23 protein-coding genes are annotated in these 23,357 nt (G+C 46.2%); 19 read left to right on the top strand and 4 right to left on the bottom strand.

The window, feature by feature from the left end:
* Positions 1-8 precede the first annotated feature (8 nt).
* From AACS92_RS21580 to AACS92_RS21595, 4 genes are all read left to right on the top strand, one after another.
* Positions 9-1,103 (top strand): aminotransferase class V-fold PLP-dependent enzyme, encoded by a 1,095-nt coding sequence (locus AACS92_RS21580; protein ID WP_099109551.1) that lies wholly within the window; start codon positions 9-11, stop codon positions 1,101-1,103.
* 138 nt (positions 1,104-1,241) lie between these two features.
* The gene (locus AACS92_RS21585; RefSeq protein WP_099109552.1) at positions 1,242-2,627 is read left to right on the top strand and encodes a pyridoxal phosphate-dependent decarboxylase family protein; all 1,386 of its coding nucleotides are present in this window, start codon (positions 1,242-1,244) and stop codon (positions 2,625-2,627) included.
* Between the two features lie 124 nt (positions 2,628-2,751).
* Positions 2,752-3,288 carry a type IV toxin-antitoxin system AbiEi family antitoxin gene (abiEi, locus tag AACS92_RS21590; RefSeq protein ID WP_099109553.1) on the top strand — a complete coding sequence of 179 codons (537 nt, stop codon included), beginning with the start codon at positions 2,752-2,754 and terminating at the stop codon, positions 3,286-3,288.
* Positions 3,278-4,198 carry a nucleotidyl transferase AbiEii/AbiGii toxin family protein gene (locus AACS92_RS21595; protein WP_099109554.1) on the top strand — a complete coding sequence of 307 codons (921 nt, stop codon included), beginning with the start codon at positions 3,278-3,280 and terminating at the stop codon, positions 4,196-4,198. The genes abiEi and AACS92_RS21595 overlap by 11 nt, the downstream gene beginning before the upstream one ends.
* 79 nt (positions 4,199-4,277) lie before the next feature.
* On the opposite strand, the gene paaZ is transcribed toward AACS92_RS21595, so the two are convergent.
* Entirely contained in the window at positions 4,278-6,341 is a 2,064-nt protein-coding gene (gene paaZ / locus AACS92_RS21600) for a phenylacetic acid degradation bifunctional protein PaaZ (RefSeq protein WP_099109577.1), read from the bottom strand.
* A gap of 327 nt (positions 6,342-6,668) precedes the next feature.
* On the opposite strand from paaZ, the gene paaA reads away from it, so the two are divergent.
* The 13 genes from paaA (at position 6,669) to paaY (ending at position 18,568) form a co-directional block, all read left to right on the top strand.
* On the top strand, positions 6,669-7,622 hold the full coding sequence (gene paaA, locus AACS92_RS21605) for a 1,2-phenylacetyl-CoA epoxidase subunit PaaA (protein WP_099109555.1): 954 nt from the start codon (positions 6,669-6,671) through the stop codon (positions 7,620-7,622).
* Positions 7,623-7,661: 39 nt separating this feature from the next.
* Positions 7,662-7,949 (top strand): 1,2-phenylacetyl-CoA epoxidase subunit PaaB, encoded by a 288-nt coding sequence (gene paaB / locus AACS92_RS21610; RefSeq protein WP_099109556.1) that lies wholly within the window; start codon positions 7,662-7,664, stop codon positions 7,947-7,949.
* A gap of 16 nt (positions 7,950-7,965) precedes the next feature.
* Positions 7,966-8,769 (top strand): 1,2-phenylacetyl-CoA epoxidase subunit PaaC, encoded by an 804-nt coding sequence (gene paaC, locus AACS92_RS21615; RefSeq protein WP_099109578.1) that lies wholly within the window; start codon positions 7,966-7,968, stop codon positions 8,767-8,769.
* Positions 8,770-8,820: 51 nt separating this feature from the next.
* A complete protein-coding gene (gene paaD / locus AACS92_RS21620; protein ID WP_099109557.1) occupies positions 8,821-9,372 on the top strand; it encodes a 1,2-phenylacetyl-CoA epoxidase subunit PaaD in 552 nt (183 codons plus the stop codon).
* Between the two features lie 11 nt (positions 9,373-9,383).
* On the top strand, positions 9,384-10,499 hold the full coding sequence (paaE, locus tag AACS92_RS21625) for a 1,2-phenylacetyl-CoA epoxidase subunit PaaE (RefSeq protein ID WP_099109558.1): 1,116 nt from the start codon (positions 9,384-9,386) through the stop codon (positions 10,497-10,499).
* Between the two features lie 55 nt (positions 10,500-10,554).
* Positions 10,555-11,328, top strand: coding sequence for a 2,3-dehydroadipyl-CoA hydratase PaaF (paaF, locus tag AACS92_RS21630; protein ID WP_099109559.1), 774 nt, complete (start codon positions 10,555-10,557; stop codon positions 11,326-11,328).
* Positions 11,329-11,331: 3 nt separating this feature from the next.
* Entirely contained in the window at positions 11,332-12,135 is an 804-nt protein-coding gene (paaG, locus tag AACS92_RS21635; RefSeq protein ID WP_099109560.1) for a 2-(1,2-epoxy-1,2-dihydrophenyl)acetyl-CoA isomerase PaaG, read from the top strand.
* A 110-nt stretch (positions 12,136-12,245) separates the two neighbouring features.
* Positions 12,246-13,823: a 3-hydroxyacyl-CoA dehydrogenase gene (locus AACS92_RS21640; RefSeq protein WP_241537920.1), complete on the top strand. Its 1,578-nt coding sequence runs from the start codon at positions 12,246-12,248 to the stop codon at positions 13,821-13,823.
* The gene (gene paaI, locus AACS92_RS21645) at positions 13,816-14,307 is read left to right on the top strand and encodes a hydroxyphenylacetyl-CoA thioesterase PaaI (protein WP_099109561.1); all 492 of its coding nucleotides are present in this window, start codon (positions 13,816-13,818) and stop codon (positions 14,305-14,307) included. The genes AACS92_RS21640 and paaI overlap by 8 nt, the downstream gene beginning before the upstream one ends.
* Entirely contained in the window at positions 14,304-15,518 is a 1,215-nt protein-coding gene (gene pcaF, locus AACS92_RS21650) for a 3-oxoadipyl-CoA thiolase (protein ID WP_099109562.1), read from the top strand. Before paaI ends, pcaF begins: the two co-directional genes overlap by 4 nt.
* Before the next feature lie 65 nt (positions 15,519-15,583).
* Entirely contained in the window at positions 15,584-16,927 is a 1,344-nt protein-coding gene (paaK, locus tag AACS92_RS21655; protein WP_099109563.1) for a phenylacetate--CoA ligase PaaK, read from the top strand.
* Positions 16,928-17,007: 80 nt separating this feature from the next.
* Positions 17,008-17,940 carry a phenylacetic acid degradation operon negative regulatory protein PaaX gene (gene paaX / locus AACS92_RS21660; protein WP_099109564.1) on the top strand — a complete coding sequence of 311 codons (933 nt, stop codon included), beginning with the start codon at positions 17,008-17,010 and terminating at the stop codon, positions 17,938-17,940.
* A 31-nt stretch (positions 17,941-17,971) separates the two neighbouring features.
* Complete coding sequence (gene paaY, locus AACS92_RS21665) at positions 17,972-18,568, top strand: phenylacetic acid degradation protein PaaY (RefSeq protein ID WP_099109565.1); 597 nt, start codon at positions 17,972-17,974, stop codon at positions 18,566-18,568.
* 40 nt (positions 18,569-18,608) lie between these two features.
* On the opposite strand, the gene AACS92_RS21670 is transcribed toward paaY, so the two are convergent.
* From AACS92_RS21670 to AACS92_RS21680, 3 genes are all read right to left on the bottom strand, one after another.
* A complete protein-coding gene (locus AACS92_RS21670; RefSeq protein ID WP_099109566.1) occupies positions 18,609-19,148 on the bottom strand; it encodes a hypothetical protein in 540 nt (179 codons plus the stop codon).
* A 10-nt stretch (positions 19,149-19,158) separates the two neighbouring features.
* Positions 19,159-20,001 carry a hypothetical protein gene (locus AACS92_RS21675; RefSeq protein ID WP_099109567.1) on the bottom strand — a complete coding sequence of 281 codons (843 nt, stop codon included), beginning with the start codon at positions 19,999-20,001 and terminating at the stop codon, positions 19,159-19,161.
* A gap of 224 nt (positions 20,002-20,225) precedes the next feature.
* Positions 20,226-20,504, bottom strand: a complete 279-nt coding sequence (locus tag AACS92_RS21680) for a PAAR domain-containing protein (protein WP_241537919.1) — start codon at positions 20,502-20,504, stop codon at positions 20,226-20,228.
* A gap of 356 nt (positions 20,505-20,860) precedes the next feature.
* On the opposite strand from AACS92_RS21680, the gene AACS92_RS21685 reads away from it, so the two are divergent.
* Both AACS92_RS21685 and AACS92_RS21690 read left to right on the top strand, forming a co-directional pair.
* On the top strand, positions 20,861-21,403 hold the full coding sequence (locus AACS92_RS21685) for a dihydrofolate reductase family protein (protein WP_099109569.1): 543 nt from the start codon (positions 20,861-20,863) through the stop codon (positions 21,401-21,403).
* A gap of 340 nt (positions 21,404-21,743) precedes the next feature.
* Positions 21,744-22,928, top strand: coding sequence for a M20 metallopeptidase family protein (locus tag AACS92_RS21690; protein ID WP_099109570.1), 1,185 nt, complete (start codon positions 21,744-21,746; stop codon positions 22,926-22,928).
* Positions 22,929-23,357 lie beyond the last annotated feature (429 nt).

Raw genomic sequence — 23,357 nt, forward strand, 5'->3', positions numbered from 1 at the left:
GTGAGAGAATGAAAGCAGCACCGTTACAAAGCATGACGATGGCACAGGCCCAGAAGCAGCAGTTTAAGCTGGTGGATATCATCTGTCGTCACTTTCCCGGTGCTGATTTTCTCTCACAGGGAGATCTGGGTTTAGTCCCGGATCTCCAGCAACCCAGAATGACGCACCGTATTGAATCTGTTCTCGCCGAATATTTTAACGCAGAAGCGGCAGCTTTTGTGAATGGTGCCGGAACCGGTGCCTTGCGGGCCGGGCTGGGAGCAATACTTCGTCCTTGTGAGACATTACTTGTCCATGACGCACCGATTTATCCCACGACTAAAACATCAATTGAACAAATGGGTCTTCATGTCGTTTATGCAGATTTCAACTGCACAAAGCAGCTTGAAACTGCCATACAACAGCATAAACCCACAGCTTGTCTTATCCAGCATACACGGCAGAAAATTGATGATCGTTATTCTTTGAAAGAGGTTATTTCCATCCTGAACAAGCATCACATTCCTTCACTGGTAGATGACAACTACGCAGCCATGAAAGTCCCCCACATCGGCTGTGAATATGGCGCAACGCTTTCTACTTTTTCCTGCTTTAAATTACTTGGGCCACAGGGAGTAGGCTTAGTTATCGGTAAGCAGACAATCATCGAGAAACTGCGTCACAACATGTACTCCGGCGGTTGTCAGATTCAGGGCTATCAGGCAATGGAAGCACTACGTGGGCTGGTATTTGCACCGGTCATGCACGCAGTACAGTCTGAAGTAAATGAAGAATTAGTGCTTCGGCTGAATCAGGGGGAAATACCTCAGGTAAAACAGGCTATGATTGCCAATGCCCAGTCCAAAGTAGTTTTAGTCGAATTCCATGAACCCATCGCGGATACGGTACTGAACATCGCGCATACATTGGGCGCATTACCTTATCCCGTTGGGGCAGAGTCAAAATTTGAAATTCCGCCCCTCTTTTACCGAATTTCCGGCACATTCCGCCAGACCGATCCCACGCTGGAGAAACGTATGATCCGCATCAATCCCAATCGTAGCGGAGCCGAAACCATCATGCGTATCTTGCAGGCAAGTTGTCGGAAACAGACATCCGGCTGATATTCTGCCAATCAAGGCTAACAACCCACCATCAAATATTTTCCCTTCTGGATCAGCCATCACTCTTCCCATAGAATCAATGATAGCTATCCAATTGAATAAATTACATAAATGATAATAAACAGGGAAAATATTTTGATGGAAGAACCGATTCGGGAAACCTCTCTTGCTGCGGTTAAAACAGCCAGCAAAATCGCATACCAATATGTCAGTGAAATTCGAAATCAACGTGTCTATCCCGATTCTGATGCTTTACTGGGCCTGCAACATTTTGACAGGCCATTACCTCAGAATGGCACTGATTGTCAGGAAGTGCTGGCCCAACTTCAAAAATACGGCTCACCAGCAACCGTTGCCAGCACGGGTGGGCGCTATTTCGGGCTGGTTGTCGGCGGCTCAACACCGGCTGCGATGGGAGCCAATATCATTACCAGTGTCTGGGATCAAATAGCGCTGATGGAGTCTTCCTCTCCCATTGCTCATAAATTAGAAAAAATTGCCGGGCGCTGGGTATTGGCGCTTTTGAATTTACCCTCAGATGCATTCGTTGGTTTCGTCTCCGGCACCACGATGGCACATGTCAGTGCATTAGGTGCTGCGCGCCAGTACCTGTTTCAAAAACAGGGCTATGATCTGGCAGAACATGGTTTACATAATGCGCCACCGTTGAAAGTTGTTCTGTCCGAAGAAACCCATGTCTCTGTTTTAAAGACACTGAGGTTACTCGGCTTCGGTCGTTCACAGTTCATTTTTGTACCCTGTGATAATCAGGGGCGCATCATTGCCAGCGCTGTACCTGAACTTTCAGATAATATGATTCTGGTATTACAGGCCGGTAATGTGAATTCCGGCAGTTCTGATCCTTTCCAGTCCCTGATTCCACAGGCCAAAAAAGCAGGCTGTTGGGTGCATGTCGATGGTGCTTTTGGTCTCTGGGCACGGGCATCAAAAGAAAAATCTGAATTAGCTGAAGGTGTTGAAGGCGCAGATTCATGGGCGGTAGATGCTCACAAATGGCTGAACACACCCTATGACTGTGGCATGTGTATTGTACGCAACAAACAGGCACTCAGAGATGTTATGACAACCTCTGCCGCCTACGTTGAGACTCAGGAGGAGTGGCAGGCAAAAGATATGTTGCCGGAATTCTCCCGCAAAGCCAGAGCGGTAGAGGTGTGGGCAGCTATTTCTGAGCTGGGTGCTCAAGGGATTGAAGCATTAATTGATCGCTGCTGTCTGTATGCAGAAATGCTGGCTGATGGTCTGAAATCACTGGGTTTCACTATTCTTAATGATGTTGTTCTAAATCAGGTAGTGGCCTGTTTGCCTGATATCACTTTGCAGCGCAGGATGCTGCAACTGGTTCAGCAATCCGGTGAATGTTGGTTCGGGCAGACGACATGGCAGGGTCAGGAAGCCATAAGGCTCAGTGTCAGCTCGTGGGCAACCACAGAAGCCGATATTCAGCGTAGCCTGAAAGCAATTGCAGCCGCAATTGATGAGGCAAATAAAGACATCAAATAAATAAGAATACCTCTATCAAGTATACACAAAGAACACATATATGTGATATTTGTGTATACTTAATTAAGTATATTATGTATACATAAACCTCATGCAAAAGTGATATAAATGTAGACTTAATACCATGAATCACATGACTGCTATTCAATATCTGAATAAATTTGATCAGCAAGGTCGCTACGTCTTTACCACTAAAGATCTCGCTAAAGTTTTTTCAGAAGATAGTAAAAGAGCCTTTGAAGCCGGTCTGAATCGCCTCGTGAAGCACGGGGTGTTATTACGAGCCTGTAAAGGCATTTATGTATTCGCACTGTCACAACATAATGGGCTAGATACGCTGGAATTAATCGCCAGAGCGATGAGGCGAGGTGAGTACAGCTATGTCAGCCTAGAATCTGCATTATCTGAATACGGTGCTATTTCCCAAATCCCGATTGATCGACTGACTGTAATGACAACTGGCCGTGAAGGGACTTATAGAACACCTTTCGGCACCATTGAATTCACACACACTAAAAGATCCGTACCCGATATTATTAACAACATTAAAGAAATTGGTAGACCACTCCGCCTGGCCAGTAAACAAACAGCTTACCGGGATCTAAAACGAGTCGGCAGAAACACTCATTTAGTTGAGAAGGAGGTTATCAATGAAGATTAATCGTACTGATTTCTCACAACTGGTTGACATCGCAATGCAAAATGATCAGGTGACACACATGAGACCTGTTGTCGAAAAAGAACTTCTTCACTATGACATCTTATTTTGTCTTGAGCAGGGCGGGTTACTGGATGAGCTTGTTTTTCAGGGAGGGACATCTTTACGACTCTGCTACGGAGGCAGCCGCTTTAGTGAAGACTTGGACTTTGCTGGTGGAAAAGATTTCTCATCCAGTCAATTAAAGGACATGAAACAGTGTATTGAAGATTACATTGGAAAACGATATGGCTTAGAAGTAACGGTAAAAGAACCGGATATCTTGAAGCAACAGCCCGAGTATTCTGAACTGAAAATCAATAAGTGGCAGATTTCTATCATTACATCTCCCGGCAGAAAAGACTTACCCAAACAACGCATTAAGATTGAAGTTGCCAATATTCCTGCTTACACCCGAAATATTTTGCCATTACGTAACAACTACCCTTCTCTGCCGGATGGTTACAATGACACATTGATACATGTAGAAACCTTAGATGAAATCATGGCGGATAAATTGATTTCATTACCTGCTACCAGAAATTATGTTCGCTATCGTGATATTTGGGATTTAGTTTGGTTACAACAACAAAATGCCAGATTAGATGCTGATTTGGTGATGAAAAAAATCGCTGACTACAAGCTAATAAACTTTACTACGTTATTAGAGCAGCGCCTCCACTCCTTACCTGAAATCATCACAGGTAAAGCATTTATCGCCGAAATGGAGCGCTTTCTGCCCAGTGATACCTTTGCACGTACTTTGGGAAATAAGAAATTTATCCCTTACTTAATTTCAAATTTAAAAGAGTTATTTCAAAAACTGCAAATATCACTCTCCGGCAATGATAACCAACCCAAATTCAGAATGTAAAAAATAGCCTGAGGGATACCACTTATATTGCTTTTCACCTCAGGCACTCTCTTATTCAGAAAAGGTTAACAAACGCGGATTAAACATAATCCCTCAACTGCCGTTCCACCAGCGTGAGAATGCTGTAAAGCGCGACAGGCTGTTGCTCCTGATTTAAAACCTGCACATCCCACATAACGACACCATGTGGTTTATCATCCGGCGTTTTCTGCACTTTCTTGATCTTCTTCTTACAGGTCAGCCGAACCTGAATCGTATCGCCAATCTTCACTGGCTCAATAAAGCGTAGGTTTTCCATGCCATAGTTCGCCAATACCGGCCCAACGGGTGCATCGACGAATAAGCCAGCGGCGGCAGAAACTACAAAATAGCCATGTGCTACACGCTCACCGAACAGGGATTCAGCCGCGCCAATTTTATCCATATGAGCATAGAAATGATCACCGCTCAGGCAGGCAAAATTAACGATATCCGCTTCCGTCACCGTCCGGCGGGCGGTTAGCAGACTTTCACCGATTTCAATTTTTTCGAAATATTTGCGGAACGGGTGGACAGGATCTTCCTTCACTTTTGCACCACGTACCCACTCTCGGCCAATTGCTGTCAGCATACTTGGGCTGGCCTGAATTGCCGTGCGCTGCATATAGTGTTTCACAGCACGTAATCCGCCAAGCTCCTCACCACCACCTGCGCGTCCCGGCCCGCCATGTACCAGCATGGGTAACGGAGAACCATGCCCGGTTGATTCGGCAGAAGCCGCTTCATCCAGAATCAGCATACGGCCATGAGCGCAGGCGGTTGCACGGATGACCTGCATCGCAATCTGCTCATCTGACGTAACCAGCGAACCCACCAGACTTCCCTGCCCCATTAAAGCCAGCTCAATCGCCTGTTCAGTCTCCTGATATGTCATCAAGGTGGAAACCGGGCCGAAAGCTTCTGTTTCATGTACAACCTGATTGGTCATCGGATCTGCGCAATAAAGCAGAGTTGGCGGGTAAAATGCCCCATTACTGTTCGTCTTATCCGCCAGTTGCAGTTTAGCTAAAGAGCCACCATGCAGTAATTCACAACCACTTTGTAGCAGTAAATCCACTTTGGACTGAACTTCATCGCGCTGTTCAAGGCTGATTAATGATCCCATACGGACATCCGGTAAAGCCGGATCGCCTACCACAACACCGGACAAACGTTTAATCAACGCCTGCTGAACCGACTCAAGCTGGCTTTCCGGTACAATAATACGCCGGATAGCAGTACACTTTTGCCCGGCCTTCACCGTCATTTCACGGACAACTTCCTTAATGAATACGCCAAATTCTGGCATATCCGGCGTCACATCATCCCCCAGAATACAACAGTTGAGAGAGTCAGCTTCCATCGTAAACGGAATGGATTTTTCAATCAGGCGAGGGTGAGACTTCAATTTATGTCCGGTCTGGGCTGAGCCGGTAAAAGTCACCGCATCCTGATAGTCGAGATGATCAAACAGATCGCCGATTCCGCCACAGATCAATTGCAATGCGCCTTCCGGAACCAAACCACTGTCGAGGATCAGTTTCACCATTGCCTGTGTTAACTGTGCTGAAGCGGTAGCGGGTTTAATAATGGCCGGCATGCCCGCCATCCAGGTCGGTGCCAGTTTTTCCAGCATCCCCCAGCAAGGGAAGTTAAATGCATTAATGTGCAGAGCCACACCGGGGCGGGAAGTCAGAACATGACGAGCGACAAACTGGGACTGTTTGGAAAGTGGGATCATCTCATCTTCCGGCCACAACACATCATCCGGTAGCTCACGCCCTGCCAGACCCGCATAGGAAAATAGCGTTGCAATGCCCCCTTCAATATCTACCCAGCCATCCGAGCGGGTCGCTCCGGTTTCTGCCGAGATAGCATATAAAGCTTCTTTATTGGCAAGCAGATGCTTTGCAACGGCTTTCATCATCTGGGCACGCTGCTGGAATGTCATGGCTGAGAGTGCTTTTCCACCTTTTTCTCTGGCATATCTAAGGCTATCAGCCAGTGGCAGATCATCTGAACAGACCTGATACAGCGCTGCACCACTTACTGCATGATGAATAGTTCTGGCGTTACCATTTCCATAAACCCACTCACCACAAATATAACTGGTCAATTGTTGCATTTTTTTCTCCGCCGATATCATTAATGAATCACCATTAAAACAATATGCAATATTTATGTATCACATAATCCAGACAAAAAACCACCCAAAAAATTAACAAAAGCGAACATTTTCTGGGCTCTGCATATCAATCCCCTTACTTATCCATAACAATAAAAATTAATTACAACTTTTTGAAAAATAAATAACATAAATTGTGATGCGCTCAACAAATATACAAATAAAACGTTTGATATTTTTGTTATCAGTTTGTAGATTTAAGGTTGCATTAAATGATTCGTTTTTACTATATATTTTAAAAAATAAGAATCATATGTGGAGCGTTATATGACAACTGATCAACCAGATCATCAACGACAGGCGCATTTTGACGCCAAGATCGAGGCAGATATCACCATTGAAGCTAAGGATTGGATGCCCGATGCCTATCGCCAAAACCTGATACGTCAGATCGGTCAACACGCACACTCGGAAGTTGTCGGCATGTTACCGGAAGCCAACTGGATCACCCGTGCTCCAACTCTGCGGCGCAAGGCTGTATTACTGGCAAAAGTGCAGGATGAGGCAGGCCACGGGCTTTATCTCTACAGCGCCGCAGAAACACTGGGCTGTACTCGTCAGGACATCTATCAGAAATTGCTGGATGGAACGATGAAATATTCGTCAATTTTCAACTATCCCACCTTGAGCTGGGCAGACATTGGCGTAATTGGCTGGCTGGTGGACGGTGCTGCGATAGTCAATCAGGTCGCTCTGTGTCGTGCCTCTTACGGCCCTTATGCCCGCGCTATGGTGAAAATCTGTAAAGAAGAGAGCTTCCACCAACGTCAGGGATATGAAGCGGTTACCGTGCTGGCAAAAGGGAGTGAAACTCAGCGGGCCATGCTACAGGATGCCATTAATCGGTTCTGGTGGCCGACGTTGATGATGTTCGGCCCTAATGACAGTGATTCCCCCAACAGCGCCCAGAGTATGGCCTGGAAAATTAAACGGTTTAGTAACGATGAGCTGAGACAGAAATTCATCGATAACACCGTTCCCCAATTAGAGGCACTGGGTATGACAGCCCCTGATCCTGAACTGGCCTGGGATGAAACAACAGGGCATTACCGTATTGGTGACATCAACTGGGACGAATTCAATCAGGTGATCAAAGGCTACGGCATATGTAACCACGAACGTCTGGAGGCCAAACGTCGGGCATGGGAAAACGGAAGTTGGGTACGTGAGGCAGCTTCCAGCCATGCCAGAAAAATGGCTGCCAAAAAACAGGCTGCTTAGTCCACTGTATTTAATAATCGATGAAAACGGAGGCAAGATATGAACAATACCGATTGGCCACTGTATGAAGTCTTTGTTCGCAGTAAGCAGGGGCTGGCTCATCGTCATGTCGGCAGCCTCCATGCAGCGGATGATCAGATGGCGCTGGAAAATGCGCGTGATGCTTATACCCGGCGCAATGAAGGCTGCTCTATCTGGGTGGTGAAATCCATCTACTTGGTTGCATCACAACCGGAAGATCGCAGTGCTTTTTTTGAACCGTCGGAAGATAAGATTTACCGTCATCCGACGTTCTACACGATCCCTGACGGCATCAAGAATATGTAAGGGGGAAAATATGAACATGCCTCATACCGCTTCCCTCGATCATAACCTTCTCAATCATAATCTTTTCAACTACGTACTGCGTCTCGGAGACAGCCCGCTGATTCTGGCGCAGCGCCTGTGCGAATGGTGTGGTCACGCGCCAGAACTGGAAATTGATTTGGCTCTGGCTAACATCGGTCTCGATTTGCTGGGTCAGGCACGCCATTTTCTCAGCTATGCAGCCACACTTGACGGAACTGATGCTGAAAAAAATAGAGAAAGTGATGAAGACCGGTTGGCTTTTGGTCGTGATGAGCGGGAGTTCCGCAATCTTCTGCTGGTGGAGCAACCTAATGGCGGCTTTAACGATACGCTGGTGCGCCAGTTTTTTATCGATGCCTATCACGTCTTACTTCATCAGGCATTAAGGCAGAGCCGTGATACTCAATTAGCCGCTATCAGCAATAAGTCATTAAAAGAGGTGGAATATCACCTGCGTTTCAGCCGTGGCTGGATGATCCGTCTGGGGGATGGCACAGAACAGAGCCACGAGAAAATGCAGCAGTCTGTCAATCAGCTGTGGCGCTTTACCGGCGAACTTTTCCATTGCGATGAAGTAGAGCAGCAACTTGCTGAGGCGGGCATTGCGGTTGATCCCCGGACACTGCATGAACCCTGGCAGCAAATGGTCAAAGACACCTTTGCTCAGGCCACGCTGGAAATACCGCAGGAACCCCCTTACCGGCAGGGCGGCAAGCAAGGGCGGCATACAGAACATCTCGGATACATACTGGCAGAAATGCAGTTTTTACAGCGGGCATATCCAGACAATAACTGGTGAACGCAGCCAACAAAGAGGCAGCTCGAAAGACGAAGGGTATAGGAGGGTAGGATGGAACAGCAACTTAGTTCCTTGCAATCAATAGCGTTGCAATCAATAGCATTGCAGCAACCCGAAATCCACCAGATCTGGCAGTGTCTGCATCAGATTGCCGATCCAGAACTGCCGACGTTATCGATTACCGACCTCGGTATGATACGAGAAGTCACCGCTTTCCAGAATGAGCAGAACGGTCAGAAGGGGTGGCAAGTGGTATTCACTCCCACTTATTCAGGCTGCCCGGCCACGGATTTTCTCATTCATGAAATCCGGACAACACTGGCTCATGCCGGTTTTTCCCCTGTACATATTGACGTAAGCCTGAGCCCGGCATGGACGACTGACTGGATGAATGCTGATGCCAGACAGCGTCTGCGGGAATCCGGTATCGCGCCACCACAGGGAGTGGCCTGCGAAAAACCCGCAGACACCGAATCCATTACCTGCCCGCGTTGTGGCAGCCATCAGACAGAAAAAATCAGTGAGTTTGGTTCCACCGCGTGCAAAGCACTTTATCGCTGTCAGCACTGTCTGGAACCTTTCGATTATTTCAAATGTATTTAAGGGAGCAGCAGATGGCTATTCTTCCTCATCCCGGTTCTCAACAAAAGCAGTCTCACCGGACACAGTTTCATCGCTTACGCATTGCTGCTATTGAACAGGAAACGCCAGATTCTGTAGCAGTCACACTGCACATTCCCGATGAACTGAAAGAATATTTCCACTATCAGCCGGGTCAGCATCTGACACTCAAGGCAGAGGTTAACGGGGAAGAACTGCGCCGTTGCTACTCCATCTGTAGCTCACCACTGGATGACACACTACAAATTGGTGTCAAGGCTATCTATCAGGGGCGATTCTCTACTTTTATTAATCAACAATTGAAAGTTGGGGATGAGCTGGATGTCATGCAGCCACAAGGTAATTTTGGTCATCCCCCTGATACCAGCAAACCGGGAAATTATCTGGCGATTGCGGCCGGTTCAGGTATTACGCCTATCCTGTCGATTATCAAAAGCACACTGGCTTTGGAGCCAGACAGTATTTTTACGCTGATTTATGGCAACAGTACCAGCCGCTCGGTGATGTTCAGGGAAGCGCTGGCTGATCTGAAAAACCGCTACCTGCAACGTTTTCAGGTCATGTATCTATTCAGTCAGGAAACTACTGACAGCCCGCTGCTCAACGGTCGTATCAATACCGAAAACCTGCTGCGGATCGGCAAGATACTCCTTAATTTTTCCCAGTTTGATCACGCTTTTCTTTGTGGACCTGCAACGATGCTGGATGATGCCAAATCAGCACTTGAGCAAGCCGGCATGGCGCCTGAACACATCCATAGTGAACGTTTCAATACCGGTAATCATCCACTCTACACTGCTTCCCGTCCTGCCAGTCTGGCCGGACGCAATGAAACGAGTGTCGAAATTCATTTAGATGGTCGCACTCTGAATATTGTGATGAATGCTGAGGATAACAGCATTCTTGATGCAGCCCTGCGTCAGGGCGCAGATTTGCCCTACGCCTGTAAAGGTGGTGTTTGTGCCACCTGTAAATGCCGGCTCAAATCCGGTGAAGTGGATATGGGGGTGAACTACAGCCTTGAACCGGATCAACTGGCCGCTGGTTATATTTTAAGCTGCCAGTCATGGCCGAAAGGCGATGGTGTTGTTGTTGATTTTGATGTCTGAAATCTCTCATTAATCAGAAATATTCCAGAGATAAGAGTGCAAATCAGGAGATACCATGAATCAGGAATGGGTTTTAAGTCTTCAACAACAGCGGGTACGCACACTGACCCTCAACCGCCCAGAAGTACGTAATGCCCTCAGCAATGACTGTCTGGAACTGCTCGTACAACATCTGGAACAGGCAGATGCCGATGCCGGAACCGGTGTCATCATCATTACCGGCTCACTACGCTGCTTCGCCGCCGGGGCAGACCTTAAAGAACTACAGCAACAAACCGTTGCCAGCGCAATAACTGATCGTCGCCCCCAACTCTGGCAGCGGCTGAACAATATCAGCAAACCGATGATAGCCGCCGTTAATGGTTATGCCCTCGGCGCGGGCTGTGAACTGGCACTGGCCTGCGATCTGGTGATTTGTGGTGAAAACGCCAGCTTTGGGCTGCCGGAAATCACGCTGGGGTTAATGCCGGGAGCGGGAGGAACACAACGGCTTATCCGCAGTGTAGGCAAAGCCCTTGCCAGCCAGATGATATTAACCGGCGAAGCCATTAACGCTCATCAGGCGCAACAGGCAGGGTTAGTGAGTGAAATTTGCATCGATAACCTGACGTTGAAACGTGCACAACAGATAGCAGATCGCATCAGTGAATTTTCGCCGCTGGCTTTGCGGGCGGCTAAGGCTGCGCTCAAGACTGCATACGAAACCAGCCTGTCACAAGGGCTGTCCGCTGAACGACAACACTTTGTTGCCTTAGCAGGTACAGCCGATCGTCAGGAAGGTATTTCAGCCTTCCTTGAAAAACGTAAACCAACATTTAAAGGATGCTAGTAGATGGAAAATGAAAATATACCCACGATACTCACTGAAGTGAAAGCAGGTGTCCTTAGCATTAAACTCAATCGTCCAAGACTGATAAACAGCATCAACGAGGAAATGCACCTGCAACTCAGTGAAGCTCTGAAAATTGCAGAACAGGATGAATCGGTGCGCTGTGTACTGATTTCAGGAACCGGACGTGGTTTCTGTGCTGGTCAGGATTTAAATGATCGTAGTTCTGTTATCAACGTAGGTGGCGTTCCTGATCTCGGCTATTCCCTTGAAACTTACTATAACCCGCTAATCCGCCGTCTGACCACCCTTCCCAAGCCGGTGATTTGCGCTGTTCATGGCGTGGCAGCGGGAGCGGGTCTTTCTCTTGCTTTGGCGGGTGACATTGTGCTCGCGTCCCGCAATACCACCTTTATTCAGGCTTTCTGTCGTATTGGCCTGACACCTGATGCAGGCGGCAGCTGGTTCCTGCCCCATAAAATTGGTCATGCCCGCGCGATGGGAATGGCAATGCTGGGAGACAAAATCAGTGCTGAACAGGCACTGGAGTGGGGCATGATCTGGCAGGTCTTTGAACCTAAAGAACTGGAAGAAAAAGCATGGGAAATCGCCCAACGTCTGGCAACTCAGCCGACAGTCTCCCTTGCGTGCATCAAAAAATCCACTTACGCCGCCGCAACCAACACGTTGGATCAGCAGCTTGAGCTTGAGCGCGATCTACAACGCCAGTGTGGGCATACAGAAGATTTTCAGGAAGGCATTCGTGCGTTTATGGAAAAGCGCGAACCACAGTTTAAAGGAAAATAAATATGAATATGCCAATACATCATCGCCCGACATTCAGTGATTCAACAGATAACGAATCAATTAATGAATCAATACCAGAAGGCCCAATCGCTGTTATTGGCGCGGGAACGATGGGTATCGGCATTGCTCAGGTTGCAGCACTAGCAGGACATTCCGTCCTGCTATTTGACGCTAATGATGAAGCCGCACAACGGGCGCTGGATACACTCCATACCCGCCTGCATCAGCGTGTCGCAGCAGGTAAAGCCGATGCAGACAAAACTCAGGCGCTATTGCAACGCATCACTCTGGTTGACTCATTACAGGCATTAGCTCCCTGTATACTGGTGATTGAAGCGATTATCGAGCAGCTGGAAGCCAAACAAAAACTATTCCACCAGCTGGAATCCCTGTGTTCAGAACAAACCATTTTTGCCAGTAATACCTCATCGCTGTCGATTACGGCTATTGCCCGTGTTCTGAGTAAACCTCAACGCATGGCCGGGCTGCATTTTTTCAACCCTGCTCCGCTAATGAAACTAGTGGAAATCGTGCAAGGGCTGGAAACCTGCCCACAAATTATCGCAACGCTTAAATACCTCATGATCAACTGGCAAAAACAGCCAGTCATTTGCCGCTCTACACCCGGTTTTATCGTCAACCGCATTGCGCGGCCTTTTTACGCCGAAGCCCTGCGTGCACTGGAAGAGCAGATCGCATCACCTGCGACACTGGATGCCGTCATAAAGGATGCCGGCGGCTTTGCTATGGGGCCATTACAGCTGACTGATTTAATCGGACATGACGTTAATTACGCTGTTACTGAATCCCTGTTTCACGCGTTCTACGGTGATCCCCGCTTTCAGCCATCATTACGCCAAAAAGAACTGGTGGAAGCTAATCATCTGGGGCGTAAAAGTGGCCGGGGGTTTTATCTCTATTCCGACACCAATAATGCAGAAAAAAATAGCACAGATAAAAAACCGCAATTACTTCCTGAGATTGAAGAAATACAAGCCGCTGAGCCGATCACATCAGCACAAATAAATGCGAGCGGAGACTGGTCTGCCCTGCCGCATTTTGCCGCTCTGTTACAGGAAAAATTACAGGAAAACGGGGTATTCTGCGGGGAAAAATACAATATCCCATTATCTTCACCTGCATTACAGATTGATGATGTTCTATTTATGCTGGCAACCGGAAAAACCAGCTCCCAACTGGCTGATGAAATTCAGGCTCCGGTCGTACAGTTTGATCTGTCTGCCAATCATCATGCAGCTCCGATAATCACAATAAGTGCAGCCAGCCAGAACACTCAACAACAAACGGCAAAAGTCGCCCGTTTTCTCCATTCTCTCGGCAAGCAGGTCATTTTACTGCCGGATTATCCGGCCATGCTGACGATGCGGACTGTGGCAATGCTGTGCAACGAAGCGCTGGATGCGCTTAATAAAGGCATTGCCAGCGCGGAAGATATCGATCTGGCAATGTGCCGTGGTGTGAATTATCCCATCGGGCCACTGGCATGGGGAACTCAGCTCGGCTGGCAGCATATTTTCAATATACTGGAAAACTTACGACAGTTTTACGGGGAAACCCGTTATCGTCCGTCGCCCCTGCTTCGGCAGCTGGCGGCGGGCCATGTCACATTACAGTCTCCATCTCTCCGGCAACATGAATATCAACATAAGAAGAAAGATCATGCCTAATAAAACGAATACTTCCCCGAAGCAACTTGCCCGAAACTGTATTGAGACCATGTATACCAAAGATGCCTGCGCTAATAATATGGGAATGCAGATTGACTATATCGACATCGGGATTGCTCAGTTAAGCATGACCATTGTACCTACCATGCTTAACGGTCATAAGACCTGTCATGGTGGCATTATATTCAGTCTGGCAGATACCGCATTTGCCTATGCCTGCAACAGTGAGGGAATTGCGGCTGTCGCTTCCGGCTGTAATATCGATTTCATCCATCCGGTTTTTAATGGTGACCGGCTTACTGCTAACGCGTCAGTGCAGCATCAGGGCAAAACTAACGGGTTATATGATGTCAAAATTACCAATCAGAATGGCAAAACGGTGGCCTTTTTCCGTGGTCACTCTCACCGTCTGGGTCATTCTGTTTTAGAAGAACCCGCCAAAACAACGACTCCTACTAAAGCAATCAGGAAAGAAAAATCATGACCCATGCATTTATTTGTGACGGAGTGCGTACACCTATCGGCCGTTATGGGGGAGCCCTCGCCAACCTGCGCCCTGATGATCTGGCCGCTCTGCCGCTACGGGCATTGCTGGCACGTTATCCCGGACTGGACGGGCAAACGATTGATGATGTCATTCTCGGTTGTGCAAATCAGGCGGGTGAAGATAACCGCAATGTCGCTCGCATGGCGACATTGCTGGCTGGCCTGCCATATTCCGTTCCCGGCACAACTCTCAACCGATTGTGTGGCTCCGGTCTGGATGCACTGGCTTTTGCTGCCCGCAGTATCAAAGCAGATGAAGCTCAGCTGATACTGGCTGGTGGTGTGGAATCCATGACCCGTGCCCCATTAGTGATGGGAAAAGCGGAAACGGCTTTCAGCCGTCAGGCTCAGATATTTGATACCACAATTGGCTGGCGTTTCATTAATCCGCTGATACAGAAACAATTTGGTACAGATTCGATGCCGGAAACCGCAGAAAATGTTGCGGCCCTATTTGAAATCAGCCGGGATGCTCAGGATGCTTTCGCGCTGCGCAGCCAGCAACGTACCGCTAAAGCGCAGCAACAAGGCATTCTGGCCGAAGAGATCACCCCTGTTACCCTGCCTGACTGCCGGAAAAAAGGGGAAGACACGCTTATTTCACAGGATGAACATCCCCGCCCTGAAACAACATTAGCGCAATTACAAAAGCTGAAAACACCATTCCGGACTGAAGGCACCGTCACTGCCGGTAATGCTTCCGGCGTCAATGACGGAGCCGCCGCCCTGATTATCGCTTCAGAAGCCGCAGCATTAAAACACGGGTTGATACCTAAAGCGCGTATTGTGGCAACCGCAACCAGCGGTGTTGAACCGCGCATTATGGGGATTGGGCCACTGTCAGCCACGAGCAAAGTGTTAGCACTCACCGGGCTGAGTCTGAATCAGATGGATGTGATCGAACTGAACGAAGCCTTCGCAGCTCAGTCACTGGCCGTGATGCGCCAATGGGGATTACCGGATGATGCAGAACATGTGAACCCGAATGGCGGTGCGATAGCACTGGGGCATCCGCTGGGAATGAGTGGTGCCCGGCTTGCACTGACAGCAACGCTTGAACTGGAACGGCGGGCCGGACGCTATGCCTTATGCACTATGTGCATCGGCGTTGGGCAGGGAATTGCCATGATTATTGAACGTATTTCATAACCAACACCTGCATATAACAATAAAAACAGCCTGATACAGTTAAACCAACAAAAAGGGCGGGAATTATGAGCAACAACGTACAGCACCTCAACTCAAGCTTCACTCCACATCCCGAGGCCAATCTCGATTCTGTTGAATTTGCTTCACGCGACGAAATTCAGGCGCGACAGTTTAAGCAGATGAAATGGACATTGCATCATGCCTATAACAACGTGCCAATGTATCGCCGTAAATTTGATGCGATTGGTATTCACCCCAATGATTTCCGGCAGCTTGAAGACATCGCTAAATTTCCTTTCACCACCAAACAGGATCTGAGGGATAACTACCCTTTTGATACCTTTGCCGTTCCGATGGAAAAAATCGTGCGTATCCATGCTTCATCCGGAACGACAGGGCGTCCGACCGTTGTTGGCTATACTCAGCAAGATATCGACAACTGGGCTGATCTGATCGCCCGTAGCCTGCGTTTTGCCGGAGCAACAGCCAAAGACAAAATACATGTCGCTTACGGTTACGGCCTGTTCACTGGCGGTCTGGGAGCACATTATGGCGCTGAGCGTCTGGGGGCTGCCGTGATCCCGATGTCTGGCGGGCAGACAGAAAAACAGGCACAGCTGATCTGCGACTTTAAACCCGATGTCATTATGATGACACCCTCTTACTGCCTGACACTATTGGATGTATTGGAACAGCAAATGGGAGGCGATGCCAGACAATGCTCTCTGCGGGTCGGTATTTTCGGGGCTGAACCGTGGACTGAAGGGCTTCGGCATGAAATTGAAACTCGTATGGGTATCAAGGCGCTGGATATTTATGGTTTGTCCGAAATCATGGGGCCGGGTGTCGCCATGGAATCACTGGAATATGCCGATGGCTCGACTATTTGGGAAGACCATTTTTATCCGGAAGTGATCGACCCTGACAACCTGAATGTATTACCGGACGGCGAGAATGGTGAGCTGGTTTTTACCACTCTCACCAAAGAAGCCATGCCGATGATCCGCTACCGTACCCGCGACCTGACACGCCTGTTACCGGGAACCGCTCGCAATATGCGGCGCATGGACAGGATTACCGGACGTTCCGACGACATGCTCATCATCCGTGGCATCAATGTCTTTCCATCACAGGTAGAAGAACAGATCACGCGTTTCAGCGAGTTGTCGCCACATTATCAACTGGAAGTGAACCGCGTTGGGAATTATGACAGCCTGTCCGTCAAGGTCGAACTGAAAGATCCGGCGCAACTGAGTATCCAGCAACGCTGCGATATCTGCCACCAATTACGCCATCACATCAAGGCCATGATAGGGATCAGCACCGAAGTCAGTATCGTTAACTGCGGGGATATTCCACGTTCCGAAGGCAAAGCGGTTCGGGTTCTTGACCACCGTCAGCAGAAATAATATTCCAACAATACAATAACGACTGGGATACCTGTTTATGCTACTGTCATGACTCATTTGCGCTCAGACAATAACAAAATATGACACACAAACTCGACGATTTTATTCGACATGCCCTTGATGCCCAGCCGATTAGCGGAACATCGCTGATCATTTCCCTGTATGGCGATGCGCTCAGCCATCGGGGAGGTGAAGTCTGGCTGGGTAGTCTCAGCCTTCTGCTGGAACCACTGGGGTTCAGTGACCGTTTTGTCCGGACATCTGTATTTCGTTTACAAAAAGAGGGTTGGCTGGAGGTAGAGAAAATAGGTCGTCGCAGTTATTACCGTATCACTGAGCGGGGCATGAACCAATTCCGTCATGCAGAAAGTAAAATTTATCTCAGAGAACAACCGGCATGGGATGGCAAATGGGATTTATTGCTGTTGGAAGAAACCGGTAAAGAGGAGCGTACCCGCCTGAAAAAAGAGCTGAACTGGTTTGGGTTTGGTCAACTCAACAGCACATTAATGGCAGCCCCCAGCAGTTCACAAAGTGATATTCCGGCCCTGCTCGGAGAACTCAACGCCAGTGATTCCGTGATCTACTTCCGGGCAGATTATCCTTATCCCCGCTCCGAACAGAGCCTGAAAGAACGGGTATCAGCCAGCTGGTCGCTGGAGCAGGTTGCTGAGCACTATCATGAATTTATCATCACATTCCGGCCCTTGATGAAACTCTTGCAAGACTGTCATGCAGACGAACTGACACCAGAGCGCTGTTTCCAGTTACGCCTTCTGCTTATCCACTTTTACCGCCGTGTTGTACTGCGTGATCCACTATTACCGAATGCGCTGTTACCTACACAGTGGGAAGGCCAAATCGCCCGGAATTTATGCATCAACATCTACCAGCGTATTGGCCCTGCCGCAACACGATACATTGGTGAACAATGCGAAACCACCATAGGTAAATTGCCCCAGCCTGCTGCTGCGTACTATCGTCGTTTTGGCGGATTACACAGCGGCTCTTAGTAACGTCTAACAATTGTTTGAGGAAATACTTATGCCTGTATATCAACTTGATGGTTTAACTCCGGTTATTGATCCCAGTAGTTATGTTCACCCTACCGCTGTTCTGGTCGGTGACGTCATTATTGGCAGGCAGGTTTATATCGGCCCGAATGCCAGCCTGCGTGGTGATTTCGGTCGGCTGGTGGTGATGGATGGTTCGAATATTCAGGATAATTGCGTCATGCACGGTTATCCTCAACAGGACACAGTGGTTGAAGAAAACGGTCATATCGGGCATGGAGCGATACTGCATGGATGCCAAATCCGGCGCAATGTTTTGGTTGGCATGAATTCAGTTGTGATGGATGGCGCAGAAATTGGTGAAAACTGTATTGTGGGAGCAATGGCCTTTATCAAGGCAGAAGCGATTTTTGCAGCCAATCAGCTGATCGTCGGCACCCCCGCCCGCGCTTTGCGTACTCTGACCGAGCAGGAACTGGAATGGAAGCGGATCAGCACTCGGGAATATCAAGATTTAGTAACACGTTGTAAAAATACATTGAGGCAGGTAGAACCGTTGACTGAAATAGAACCGGGACGTAAGCGGATGATCTTTAGTGACGATTTTGTGCCTAAGAATCAATTGTAAAATGGTTCCTACTGCTCGCTGGCTGCGAGCAGCTTCAATACTATTTAATATCAACCACCTCAGAAGGTTTTATCGTTATTTTTTGACCATGTAACTCACAATCTTCCAGTAATTGAATAACGCCTTCTTTAGCATATAAAGCTTGTGCTCCTTTTGTTTCTTTATAAGGAACCACTGACTCATTCATATCAATAAATGGCTTACCATATATAATTGCTTTATAACTATACGCATCCTTTTCATCTGGTAAATTCCAATGAATCAAATAATTAGCAGTTTTCCAAACAATCATTAATCTTTCAAGTTCATTATTTTCTTTTGTTTTTTTCCATCGGTAACCAATTAGACAATACTCATTGTCTACATTTTTTAAATCAAATAAATTAATAAGATAACTAAAAGCGGGCAGATAACCCTCCTTATATTTATTGATTTCTAAGATCTTAAAATGGCTATCTGGATGCCTATAGAATATCCCCCATTGCCCCGTATTACTCCACGATTTGAAATCTAGTTTATCCTGATTTGAAAAAGCAGCAATAGAAAACAAAATAATAAAAAAACCAATTAAATACTTCATATATAAACTCTTATTTAAGGTACTGTTCAGAAAGTTTATAAAACTCTTGCCCTTGCAATGAAAATAATTTAATAAAATTGGAACCAGGTGAACCACTACCTTCTGTTCTCCATGCAATAACCTCTGCATTAGATATATGATTACTTTTAGCTATATTTATAGCATTTGTAATCAATCGTCGATATGCTAAAAATTTATCTTGAGTCCCATCATTTGCAGTAACGATCATGCCATCAATCCTATCCTTTATACTGGTTTTAATATTGGGGTATTGCTGAAAACCTTCTATTGTTTTTGGTGCTGAAATGAGACCAATTAATTTATTTCCATGTTTAGGAACACCAAGGTATTGTGATTTAGGAGATTTTACTCTATTTAATAATACATCATGCATATACTGCATAGTGTCCTTAGCTTCTTTTTCATCATACTTTCCACCGATTGTATCTGGTGATGTTGTTTCTGCCAACAACACCATCAGCATTGCTCTCTGCTCAGCAGTAAGATCAGCGGGGATCGATATTTTAGGTACGATATTAATCGTTAAATGTGGAAAGCAATCTTCAGCAACACCCTGAGCAAAATTAGGACAGAAATCAATATTTGTATCAACCGCCTTAACTTTACTTACTCCTATATTAATCGCCGTTATTTGCAATGTTTGCTCTCTCATCTGAGGATTATCACGCTGAAAAATAGTTACCAAACCATTCTCTGACAGAAACTTAAGGTGCTTTCTGGTATTGAGGTTTAAGCCATCAATCTTTAATGTCAGTGTATTACCCGGAGTCAGATGAAACTCAGTTCCGAGAAGCGCTTTTCCGTTATTCCGTGTAACAATAAATCTAGACATAATTTGTTATCCTTTCTATTTTGGTTAAATCCGTTTTCTGCCCTATCTTATTCAATAAGAGTAATCCTATAAACAAATTAAACAACAATCCAATAAGACACCTCTTATTTTTGGTCATATCTTTTATATTTTAAAAGCTAATTGTCAATAACATAAATTATTTATTTAATCTCTTAAATGCCATCGGAGATATTTGCAATGGCATAATTAGTTACAAACTGTCATTATTTAGCATAGGAATCAGGAATAGACTGAATCAAGCCAGCCTGACAAGGGCAACTACTCTGGCTATCCAGCGTTCCTGCCATTCTTTGCTGATAATTGATAAAACCACTGACACCGCCGATAATCCGGTATTTACCGGCAAATCTGCCACAACTGACCTCTGAACCTTCAAGAGCAGACGGCTTACCGTAAAAAGTGACTGTACTACTGCCCGTTAAAATTGCACCACCACATGTTGTTTTATCCCCAACAACTAAGAAGTATCCAATAGCCATCATTTATCCTTAACGTGAATTTAATGTGATTGATTAATCAATATATTATCGATAAAAACTGGATGATTAAAGCAACCATACTGCATGGTTACAAATCAATTTATTCATCCTGCTTTATTTAAAATTTGTAGTAGTTGTGACAGTTAATACATAAAAAATTATAGACAAACTCTTTATTTCAAAACTTTATGTGACCAACATCAATTTTAAACATGCTGTTCTAAAATATTACTTTAAAAAGCTAATCCATTTTCGATTCCCCTGATAGAGTTATTAATAATGTAACAAAAAAAATTATCTCAACACCAACTGGGTTTTCAAAATATTCATAAATCCTAAAAAGTAAAATGAGGAAAGATATGTCAAAGCTCATTTATTATGTTGCTGCAACAATGGATGGTTATATCGCTACAGAGAATCATGAGTTAGGCTGGCTGGAGACATTTGCTCTCAGCGATGATGCCACACCTTATGAAACCTTTTATCAGGGTATTGGAGCAGCCATTATAGGGGCTGGAACTTATGAATGGATTATGAAGAATACGGCTGGTCACTGGCCATATCAGAATATCCCTTCTTTTATTCTCTCCTCCAGAAATTTACCGGTTCCGGCTGAAATTAATGCCGTTGTCACTCATGATCCTGCCAGTGAAATTGCCGCCAAAGCGCGGGCTGCCGCTAAGGATAAAGACGTATGGATTATTGGTGGTGGAGAAACGGCAGCATTCTTTGCCGATGCCGGAGAATTACAACAACTGTTTATTACCACGGTACCGGTGTTTTTGGGCTCAGGTATCCGAGTTTTGCCAGTCAACCATTTGATTGAGGCTGTTCCTAATAAACAGCGTCTCTTAAGCAGCGGCGCCATTGAAACTATTATGGATATCAAACCAACAGCATAAACTGAATGATATTTTGACCCATTACGGGAAGCCGATCTTTTATAAGTTCAGGGTCGGTTATGCTCTCAGCATTAAAGATCCTTTATTGCCCCCATCTGGATCAATACGATCTCTCTTACAATCAGTGATCGTGTCGATGCACTGTTGTTCCCGCTCTATATCCTAAAATGTAGTGTCTCATCCATCACATACGACAACCCCCCTAGATCTGACGATAAGAAAAAGAAACCGAGAAAAAATATTATGGCAAATGACCATGCTTTTCATGATAGTTTCTATTTATTACCTTTTTTCGATACTTCTTTCATGACTCAAATAAATTCAGCGTAAAAGGGGTTAGATAATGAATAAATATAATGTCAGCGATACGCTATTTTCATTAGAACAATTCAGCAAAAAGACTCGTCAGGATCTCCATAAAATTCCTGAACTATCCGGTCGTGAGTTTAAAACGTCAAAATATTGCCTTGATTTAATGAGATTCTTTGGTTACACCATCAAAAACTATTCAGATTATACTGGTTTTACTGCCGATTTAATTATTGATCCAGCCAAACCTCTGCTTGCATTTCGTACCGATATGGATGCACTCGCAATGCCCGATCTGACCAATAATGACCACAGCTCTGTTCATGAAGGCTGTGCGCATAACTGTGGTCATGACATCCATATGACAGTTGCACTGACTGCCGCCAATTACCTGTCACAGCATCAGCATCAGCATGAGATGAACGCCAACGTGCGCTTTATCTTCCAGATGGCAGAGGAAGATATGCGCATTCCGGGCGCAGATAAAATGGTTGAGCTGGGGTGTATGGACGGTGTCAGTGAAGTCTATGCCTTGCATAACGATGGTGCTGAGGATACAGGTACTATCGCTCTGACAAGCGGCACCCTTACCTCGTGGGGGACGACATGGACTCTTGATGTCTACGGTATTTCTGCCCACGGCTCAGCACCACAAAAAGGGCTGGATGCCATTCGGGAGATGTGTCGCATTATTGATTATATGGACTATATTGTCGCGAAAAAGACAGATCCGTTCAGCCCGGCAGTACTCACTTGCGGCATGATTAACGGCGGAACAATTCCCAATGCCATCGCTGCCCATGCTCAGGCACAAGGAACCATTCGGACGATGGATAAGGAAACTGACCAAATCCTCAAAAATGGTATTCAGGAAATTATTGCCCGCAGCGAAGCGGGCGGTTTCAGAACTACAGTAAGCTACGCAACTTACCCAGCAGTGGAAAACCATCCTTACGCTTACCAGCGTATCATCGAAGCGGCCGGCAAATTCCTGCCCTCAGAAAATATAATCGCTAACATCCGCCCAGCAACAGGCAGTGAGGATTTCAGTTACATGATTAACGCCACCAAAGATCGCACAGGTGCCATGTTTTTCCTCGGTAGCGGAAATAAAGAAAAAGGAATAGATAACTTCCCGCATTCCAATCCTTATTTTATTGACGATGACTGCCTTCTGATTGGAGCACAAATATTTATTAATCTTGTTACGCATTAATAATATCTGGCGTCCGGTAGGGAATATCGGACGCGATAACATTGAAATAAGTATATTTAACCCATTATTTTAATTTCATTTTTCCCATAAGCCATTGACAGAAATATTCAATTACTCTGGTATGTTTGCTATTCTTATTCCCCATTACATAGTACATAGCACCCGGTAGTTTATTAACAAAAGGCACTTCCAATACATTAGCCCGTAGCTCCCTCTGAATCATTAAGCGACTAAATAGCTTTTCAAAATGATAGGCGAATCAAAGAAACTCAGTCCTATTTTTGCGAACTTTTTAATCGCAAAACCAAAAAAACACAAAAAGGAAGGACTGAGTTATGGCCATCGTACCACCAATTCCGCGCAATGAGCGGCGTAAAATGAGAAAAATTGTCCAAAAAACGGCAGATAAAAACTATGCTCGCCGGATTA

The organism is Xenorhabdus sp. KJ12.1 (assembly GCF_963876495.1).
GTDB classification, from domain to species: Bacteria; Pseudomonadota; Gammaproteobacteria; order Enterobacterales; family Enterobacteriaceae; genus Xenorhabdus; species Xenorhabdus stockiae.

Coding starts and splice junctions, on each gene's coding strand:
- AACS92_RS21580 (WP_099109551.1), top strand. CDS start 9: ATGAAAGCAGCACCGTTACAAAGCATGACGATGGCACAGGCCCAGAAG.
- AACS92_RS21585 (WP_099109552.1), top strand. CDS start 1,242: ATGGAAGAACCGATTCGGGAAACCTCTCTTGCTGCGGTTAAAACAGCC.
- abiEi (WP_099109553.1), top strand. CDS start 2,752: ATGAATCACATGACTGCTATTCAATATCTGAATAAATTTGATCAGCAA.
- AACS92_RS21595 (WP_099109554.1), top strand. CDS start 3,278: ATGAAGATTAATCGTACTGATTTCTCACAACTGGTTGACATCGCAATG.
- paaZ (WP_099109577.1), bottom strand. CDS start 6,341: ATGCAACAATTGACCAGTTATATTTGTGGTGAGTGGGTTTATGGAAAT.
- paaA (WP_099109555.1), top strand. CDS start 6,669: ATGACAACTGATCAACCAGATCATCAACGACAGGCGCATTTTGACGCC.
- paaB (WP_099109556.1), top strand. CDS start 7,662: ATGAACAATACCGATTGGCCACTGTATGAAGTCTTTGTTCGCAGTAAG.
- paaC (WP_099109578.1), top strand. CDS start 7,966: ATGCCTCATACCGCTTCCCTCGATCATAACCTTCTCAATCATAATCTT.
- paaD (WP_099109557.1), top strand. CDS start 8,821: ATGGAACAGCAACTTAGTTCCTTGCAATCAATAGCGTTGCAATCAATA.
- paaE (WP_099109558.1), top strand. CDS start 9,384: ATGGCTATTCTTCCTCATCCCGGTTCTCAACAAAAGCAGTCTCACCGG.
- paaF (WP_099109559.1), top strand. CDS start 10,555: ATGAATCAGGAATGGGTTTTAAGTCTTCAACAACAGCGGGTACGCACA.
- paaG (WP_099109560.1), top strand. CDS start 11,332: ATGGAAAATGAAAATATACCCACGATACTCACTGAAGTGAAAGCAGGT.
- AACS92_RS21640 (WP_241537920.1), top strand. CDS start 12,246: ATGGGTATCGGCATTGCTCAGGTTGCAGCACTAGCAGGACATTCCGTC.
- paaI (WP_099109561.1), top strand. CDS start 13,816: ATGCCTAATAAAACGAATACTTCCCCGAAGCAACTTGCCCGAAACTGT.
- pcaF (WP_099109562.1), top strand. CDS start 14,304: ATGACCCATGCATTTATTTGTGACGGAGTGCGTACACCTATCGGCCGT.
- paaK (WP_099109563.1), top strand. CDS start 15,584: ATGAGCAACAACGTACAGCACCTCAACTCAAGCTTCACTCCACATCCC.
- paaX (WP_099109564.1), top strand. CDS start 17,008: ATGACACACAAACTCGACGATTTTATTCGACATGCCCTTGATGCCCAG.
- paaY (WP_099109565.1), top strand. CDS start 17,972: ATGCCTGTATATCAACTTGATGGTTTAACTCCGGTTATTGATCCCAGT.
- AACS92_RS21670 (WP_099109566.1), bottom strand. CDS start 19,148: ATGAAGTATTTAATTGGTTTTTTTATTATTTTGTTTTCTATTGCTGCT.
- AACS92_RS21675 (WP_099109567.1), bottom strand. CDS start 20,001: ATGTCTAGATTTATTGTTACACGGAATAACGGAAAAGCGCTTCTCGGA.
- AACS92_RS21680 (WP_241537919.1), bottom strand. CDS start 20,504: ATGATGGCTATTGGATACTTCTTAGTTGTTGGGGATAAAACAACATGT.
- AACS92_RS21685 (WP_099109569.1), top strand. CDS start 20,861: ATGTCAAAGCTCATTTATTATGTTGCTGCAACAATGGATGGTTATATC.